General features: G+C 67.8%; 5 protein-coding genes (1 of these 5 cut by a window edge). 4 read left to right on the top strand and 1 reads right to left on the bottom strand.

What is annotated here, in order from left to right; all coding sequences use genetic code 11:
• Positions 1 to 153: the final stretch of an ATP-binding cassette domain-containing protein gene (locus CON76_RS06175; RefSeq protein ID WP_101102499.1), read on the top strand. 1,776 nt of this gene lie to the left of the window's left edge; only the last 153 of its 1,929 coding nucleotides appear in the window; its start codon lies off the left edge, out of view; the stop codon is at positions 151 to 153.
• 44 nt (positions 154 to 197) lie between these two features.
• On the opposite strand, the gene CON76_RS06180 is transcribed toward CON76_RS06175, so the two are convergent.
• Positions 198 to 1,085: a creatininase family protein gene (locus tag CON76_RS06180; RefSeq protein WP_169929002.1), complete on the bottom strand. Its 888-nt coding sequence runs from the start codon at positions 1,083 to 1,085 to the stop codon at positions 198 to 200.
• A gap of 89 nt (positions 1,086 to 1,174) precedes the next feature.
• On the opposite strand from CON76_RS06180, the gene CON76_RS06185 reads away from it, so the two are divergent.
• The 3 genes from CON76_RS06185 to priA all read left to right on the top strand — a co-directional run bounded on the left by CON76_RS06185 (position 1,175) and on the right by priA (position 6,789).
• A complete protein-coding gene (locus CON76_RS06185) occupies positions 1,175 to 3,394 on the top strand; it encodes a protein-disulfide reductase DsbD family protein (RefSeq protein WP_101102501.1) in 2,220 nt (739 codons plus the stop codon).
• Between the two features lie 95 nt (positions 3,395 to 3,489).
• The gene (gene hemE / locus CON76_RS06190; RefSeq protein ID WP_101102502.1) at positions 3,490 to 4,620 is read left to right on the top strand and encodes a uroporphyrinogen decarboxylase; all 1,131 of its coding nucleotides are present in this window, start codon (positions 3,490 to 3,492) and stop codon (positions 4,618 to 4,620) included.
• A 24-nt stretch (positions 4,621 to 4,644) separates the two neighbouring features.
• Positions 4,645 to 6,789, top strand: coding sequence for a replication restart helicase PriA (gene priA, locus CON76_RS06195; RefSeq protein ID WP_101102503.1), 2,145 nt, complete (start codon positions 4,645 to 4,647; stop codon positions 6,787 to 6,789).
• Positions 6,790 to 6,964 lie beyond the last annotated feature (175 nt).

Raw genomic sequence — 6,964 nt, forward strand, 5'->3', positions numbered from 1 at the left:
GAACAACGCCAGATTGATACTGAACTGGACGGCGGGCAGTTGTTTGGCACCGATCCGGCGCGGGCCACGGCCTTGGCCGCACGCCACAGCGCGATTGAGGACGAGCTGATGGCGGCGCTGGAGCGCCTGGAGGCGTTGAGCCAGCCTGGCTGATTCTTTGGCGCATGTGTTCCTCGCCATGCCATTGGTGGCGAGGATCAAAGGGCAGCGGGCTGGGGCTGCACTGCGTCGGTGAGGGTGGAGAGTGGCAGGGCTGAGAGTTCTTGCAGCAGCTGGGCCAGGGACAGTCCTGCGGCTGCGAGCAGGGCCTGGCCGGTGGCGGCATCGGCCAGGGTGGCGTTGCCCACGGCGCCGTGGGGGTTGTAGTCCTGCATCTGCCAGGCGAGTTTGGCGCTGCGGCCATTGCCGAGGATGGGGTAGCGCGCTGCGCGGTCGGCGGAGGTGGAGTGGAAGTGCTGGGCGTGCTCCATGTGGACGAGATCGGGGCGCAGGGCGAGCATCAGGGCGGTTTCGATCTGGCCAGCGTGGATGCCGAAGCGGTGTTCATCGGCGGAAAAGCGGGCGTTGAGGTCGTGGCCGTGTTCGTCGAGCAGTGGCAGGTTGAACCAGCTGGCGTGGTAGACGAGCAGGCCAAGGCGGGGGCGGATGTCGCGTGCCACCACGTCCATCAGGCCGCTGTGGCCGCCGTGGCTGTTGAAGATGAGGAGTTTTCGCACGCCGCTGCGGGCCACAGATGCGGCGATGTCGAACCAGAGGTGGAGAATGGTTTCGGGGCGCAGTGTGAGGGTGCCGGGAAAGCGTTGGTGTTCGGGGCTGAGGCCGATGGCCTGGGTGGGCAAGGCGTAAACAGGGGTATCGGGTGGCAGGTGTGGTGCGGCGGCTTGCAGAATGCCTTCCAGAAGATCGGTATCGACAGACAGGGGCAGGTGCGGGCCGTGCTGTTCGGTGGCGGCCACGGGCAGGATGGCGACGGTGCGCGCGGGGTCGAGCGTGGCGAAGGCGGTGGTGCAGAGGTCGGCCCAGCGGGGCATGGAGGCGGGCGGGAGAGCGGGCGCTGCGGCGGGGGTGGGGAGTGGGTGGGCCATGCCACGGATGGTAGCGGGGTGGCGCTGGAACTTTGCGGGTGACGGGTGCTCGGACGGAGCGGTTTGTGCAACAAGGCGGGAGCGGCAGGATGCGGTTTTGGAGATGGGTGCTGGGCTGGCTGGCGCTGGTGTGGCTGGGGCCGGTGCTGGCGCAGGGCTGGCTGTCGGCGGCGGGCGCGGCGGTGTTGCACACGGAGCAGGTGCGCGCCGAGTTGCTGTTGCACGCCCCCGACGGGGTGGCCCCGGGGCGCACGGTGTGGCTGGGGCTGCAACTGGAACACGCGCCGGACTGGCACACGTATTGGAAGAATCCGGGCGATTCGGGACTGGCCACGGAGTTGCAGTGGCAGCTGCCGCCGGGGCTGGAAGCGGGGCCGGTGGCGTGGCCGACGCCGAGCAAGTTTCCTTTGGGCGAGCTGGCGAATTACGGCTATGGCGGCACGGTGCTGTTGCCGGTACCGGTGACGGTGGCACCGGCATTTGACGCCAGCCGCGCCGCCACGCTGGCGGTGCAGGCAAGCTGGCTGGCGTGTCGGCAGGAGTGCCTGCCGCAGCAAGGGCGGCTGGAGCTGCGGCTGGATCGGCCTAAGCAGGCCGTGACGTTGCACAGTGCAGCTTTTGAGGCGGCGCGGGCAGCGGTGCCACAGGAGGTGGCCACGGGAGGCTCGCAACTGGCGGTGGCGCAGGGCAGGTTGCAGGTGCGGCTGGAGGGCTTGCCGACGGCGTGGCAAGGGCAGCGGCTGGAGTTGTTTCCGGAATTGAATGGGCTGATTGCGCCGGGCGCGCCCTGGACGCAGCGTTGGGCCGCTGGGGTGTGGGAGGCGGAGGTGCCGCTGTCGGAGCACCGCAGTGAGAGCCCGGGCATGGTGCCGCTGGTGGTGGCGCGTGCGGCGGACGGCGGCGGACACGCCCAGGCCGAAGCCGGGGTGCGGATGGTGGTGCCGGTGCCAGGTGGCTGGCCTGCGGTGGCGCCGGTCACGGCAGAGCTGCCCGCTGCGCTGAGTGCGGCGCTGGAGCAGAACGCGACGCAGGCCGCCGCGCCCACCGGCACATCGGACAACAACGGTACGGGCGACGTGTGGCGCTGGACGCTGGCACTGCTGGGGGCGCTGCTGGGTGGCATGGCGCTGAACTTGATGCCGTGCGTGTTTCCGATTCTGGCAATCAAGGTGCTGGCGTTTGCGCGCCAGGGTGAGGATCACCGCATGCACCGGCTGGCGGGGCTGGCGTACAGCGCGGGAGTGGTGCTGTCGTTTGTGCTGCTGGGTGGGGTGTTGCTGGGCTTGCGCGCGGCGGGGGAACAGCTGGGCTGGGGTTTTCAGTTGCAGCAGCCGGCGGTGGTGGCGGCGCTGGCGGTGCTGTTTGCGGTGATTGGCTTGAATCTGGCCGGGGTGTTTGATTTTGGTCGCCTGTTGCCCAGCGCAGTGGCGGGGTTGCAGTTGCGCCACCCGGTGGCGGACGCATGGTTGACCGGGGTGCTGGCGGTGGCGGTGGCGTCGCCATGTACGGCACCGTTCATGGGCGCGTCGCTGGGGTTGGCGATTGCGTTGCCCACTGGGCAGGCGCTGGCGGTGTTTGCGGCGGTGGGGCTGGGCATGGCGCTGCCGTATCTGGTGGCGAGTTGGGTGCCTGCGGTGGCACGCCTGTTGCCACGCCCGGGGCCGTGGATGGAGACGTTCAAGCAGTTGATGGCGTTTCCGATGTTTGCCACGGTGGTGTGGCTGCTGTGGGTGCTGGGGCAACAGACGGGCATTGACGGTGCCGCTGCGCTGCTGATGTGGCTGGTGGTGTTGGCGCTGTGGCTGTGGGCGCTGGGCCATGAACACGGGGCGACGCGCTGGGTGCTGTCGGGCCTGGCGGTGGCAGGGCTGGTGTGGCTGGGCACGGTGCTGGGGCCGCTGGTGACGCAACTGGCACCGCACCCCACGGCGCTGGCCACAGAGGACGTAGCGGCCAACAGCGCCAGGACAGGCGGGTGGCGCGAGTGGCATCCGCAACGGCAGGCGGCACTGTTGGGCGAGGGACGTGCGGTGTTCGTGGACTTTACCGCCGCGTGGTGCGTGACCTGCCAGTACAACAAGCGCCATGCGCTGGCCGATCCGGCGGTGTTGCAAGCGGCCCAAGCGGGCAACGTGGCTTTGCTGCGGGCGGACTGGACGCGGCGTGACCCGGCGGTGACGCAGGCGTTGCAGCAATTGGGGCGCAACGGGGTGCCGGTGTACGCACTGTTCCGGCCTGGGCAAGCGCCGGTGGTGTTGTCGGAGATCTTGAGCGTGGACGAGGTGTTGCGGGTGCTGGCGCCACGCTGATACGTGGATGGCCGGGGCCAGGCGGGGATGGAGGCCACACCAGACGGGATAATCAAGGGGTTTTGCACCCCTCAATAGACCGACGGACCGCCCCCATGAGCTTTGCCCCTTTACAAAACGACACTTTCTTGCGCGCCTGCCTGCGTCAGGCCACCGATTACACCCCAGTGTGGTTGATGCGTCAGGCGGGGCGCTACCTGCCCGAGTACCGCGCCACGCGGGCGCAGGCGGGCAGCTTCATGGGGCTGGCCACGAATGTGGACTACGCCACCGAGGTGACGTTGCAGCCGCTGGAGCGTTACGCGCTGGATGCGGCCATCTTGTTCAGCGACATTTTGACGGTGCCCGACGCGATGGGGCTGGGCCTGAGTTTTGCGCTGGGCGAAGGCCCCAAGTTTGAGCGCACGGTGCGCACCGAAGCCGACGTGGCCGCGCTGGCCGTGCCGGACATGGACAAGCTGCGCTATGTGTTTGACGCGGTGACGTCGATCCGCAAGGCACTCAACGGGCGCGTGCCGTTGATTGGTTTTTCGGGCAGCCCGTGGACACTGGCGTGCTACATGGTGGAGGGTGGTGGCAGTTCGGACTACCGTCAGGTCAAGACCCTGATGTACCAGCGCCCCGATTTGATGCACCGCGTGCTGGAGGTTAATGCCGATGCGGTGGCGCTGTACCTGCGCACCCAGATTGAGGCCGGGGCACAGGCGGTGATGGTGTTTGACAGCTGGGGCGGCGTGTTGGCCGATGGCAACTTCCAGCAGTTCAGTCTGGCGTACACGCAGCGCGTGCTGAGCCAGTTGCCGCGGGAACACAACGGGCAGGTGATTCCACGCATCGTGTTCACCAAGGGCGGCGGACTGTGGCTGGACGACATGGCTAGGCTGGACTGCCATGTGCTGGGGCTGGACTGGACGGTGAATTTGGCCAAGGCGCGGGCACAGGTGGGTGGCAACGTGGGCGGTACCGGCAAGGCTTTGCAGGGCAATTTGGACCCGAACGTGCTGTTTGCCCAACCGGAACAGGTGGCCGCCGAAGCGCGCCGGGTGTTGGACAGTTTTGGCGCGCCGCACACCGACCGCAGCACGACCGGCCCGACCCACATCTTCAACCTCGGGCATGGCATCAACCAGCACACGCCGCTGGACAGCGTGCAGGTGCTGGTGGACACGGTACACAGCCACTCGCGCCAGCTGCGTCAGGCGGCCAGCGCCAGCATTGCGGCCTGATTCTTTGCCACGCGGCAGTTGCAGATGAACTTTGCGGTGGAAGTGGTGGTGACCACGCCCAGCCACGCCGGGCTGGGAGCGACGCTGAGTTACCACAGCGCGGTGGCACTGGTTCCCGGTAGCGTGGTGCGTGTGCCACTGGGTCGGCGTGAAGTGCCCGGGGTGGTGTGGGGATGTGTGCCTGCTGTGGCAGAAGAAGAGGCGAGTTCTGCATCCAAGGAGGACAGGCCTGATCCTGCTAGCACCAGTCGGGCCACCAAGGCGGTGCTGGGCACGCTGGACAACTTGCCCCCACTGAACGACCGCTGGCGCCAGCTGGTGGCGTTCACCGCACGCTATTACCAGCGCTCGCTGGGCGAGGTGGCACTGGCCGCCCTGCCGCCACAGCTGCGTGAACTGGATGCGGCGCAGCTGCAGCGCAAGCTCAAGAAGCTGGAGCGTGAAGCGGCCACGCAGCGCGACCACGCCCCAACACCGCAGCCACCCCCTGAGCTGACCACCGAACAGGCCGCCGCCTTGGCCGCGCTGGAGCACACACAACGTCCTGTGTTGCTGTTCGGGGCCACCGGCAGCGGCAAGACCGAGGTCTACCTGCGTGCGGTGCAGCACGCGCTGGATGCCGACCCGCAAGCCCAGGCGCTGGTAATGGTGCCTGAAATCAACCTGACACCCCAGCTGGAGGCGCGCTTCAACGCGCGTTTTGGGGCGCTGGGGGTGGTGTCGCTGCACAGCGGGCTGACACCGGCGCAACGCCTCAACCATTGGCTGCTGGCGCACCTGGGGCGGGCGCGCATTGTGCTGGGCACCCGCATGGCGGTGTTTGCCAGCCTGCCGCACTTGCGCCTGATTGTGGTGGACGAGGAACACGACCCGAGCTACAAGAGCCAGGAAGGGGCGCGTTATTCGGCGCGCGATTTGGCGGTGTACCGGGGCAAGCTGGAATCGGACCAAACCGGGCAACATTGCCGGGTGGTGCTGGGCTCGGCCACACCGTCGCTGGAAAGCTGGCACGCCGCCGAACAGGGGCGCTACCTGCGCTTGAACATGCCCGAACGCATGGGCGGTGGTGCCCTGCCCCGCTTGCGGCTGGTGGACATGAACCAGCAGCCCAAAAAGACCGTGCTGGCCCCGCAGCTGGTGAATGCCATGCGCCAGCGCATCGCCCGGGGCGAACAGGTGATGGTGTTGCTCAACCGGCGTGGCTACGCGCCCGTGCTGACCTGCCACGACTGCGGCTGGAAAAGCGATTGCCCGCATTGCAGCGCGCACGCGGTGTTCCACAAGATCGACCGCACGCTGCGCTGCCACCATTGTGGCCACACGGTGCGGGTACCCGCGGCGTGCCCGGACTGCGGCAACCTCGACATTGCGGGCCTGGGCCGGGGCACGGAACAGATGGAGGAACACCTGGCCGAACTGCTGGCCGACGTGCAACGCCCCGACGGCGGCCCGGTGCGCGTGCTGCGGGTGGATGCCGACAGCACCCGGCACAAGGGCATCCTGGAACAGCATCTGGACGACATGCACGCCGGCGACGTGGACGTGCTGGTGGGCACGCAAATGATTGCCAAGGGGCACGACTTTCGGCGCATCACCCTGGTGGCGTGCCTCAACGCCGACAGCGGCCTGTTTGCCAGCGACTACCGCGCACCCGAGCGTCTGTTTGCGCTGCTGATGCAAGCGGCGGGCCGGGCTGGGCGCGATGCCGCCTTTGTGAGCGCACAGGGCAGCCAGGTGGAACTGTGGGTGCCGACGTGGCACCCGGATCACCCGCTGTTTGCCGCCCTGGTCCGGCACGATTACCCGGCCTTTGCCGCCCAGCAACTGGAGGAGCGCGCCACCGCGCAGATGCCCCCGTTTGGCTACCAGGCGCTGGTGCGCGCTGAAGCGCATGAGCAAAACCTGGCGCAGGCCTTTTTGACCGAAGCGGCCAGCGCCAGCACCGGCCTGCCCGGACGTGATGCGTTGATGCTGTACCCGGCAGTGCCCACCACCATCCAGCGCGTGGCCAACGTGGAGCGGGCGCAGATGCTGGTGGAAGGCACTTCCCGGCCCGATTTACTGCGCTTCTTGCACCACTGGCAGGCGGTGTTGCACGGGTTGCGCCGCGAACCCGCCTTCAAGCGCCTGCTGCGCTGGGCCATTGACGTGGATCCACTGTCGATTTGAAATCGCCACCTGGAATCGCCCGCTCCACACCCCGCTTTTTTGGCACGCACCCAACACCGACCATGCCCACGCCACACCACACCAGCACACCGGACAACGCACCGCAGTCGCCCGCCCCAGCGGCAGCACCACAGGCTACGCGGTCGGTGGCGGCAGTAAGTTGACCATCAAAAGT

The organism is Macromonas bipunctata, from assembly GCF_002837135.1.
In the GTDB taxonomy this organism is placed as follows: Bacteria; Pseudomonadota; Gammaproteobacteria; order Burkholderiales; family Burkholderiaceae_C; genus Macromonas_A; species Macromonas_A bipunctata.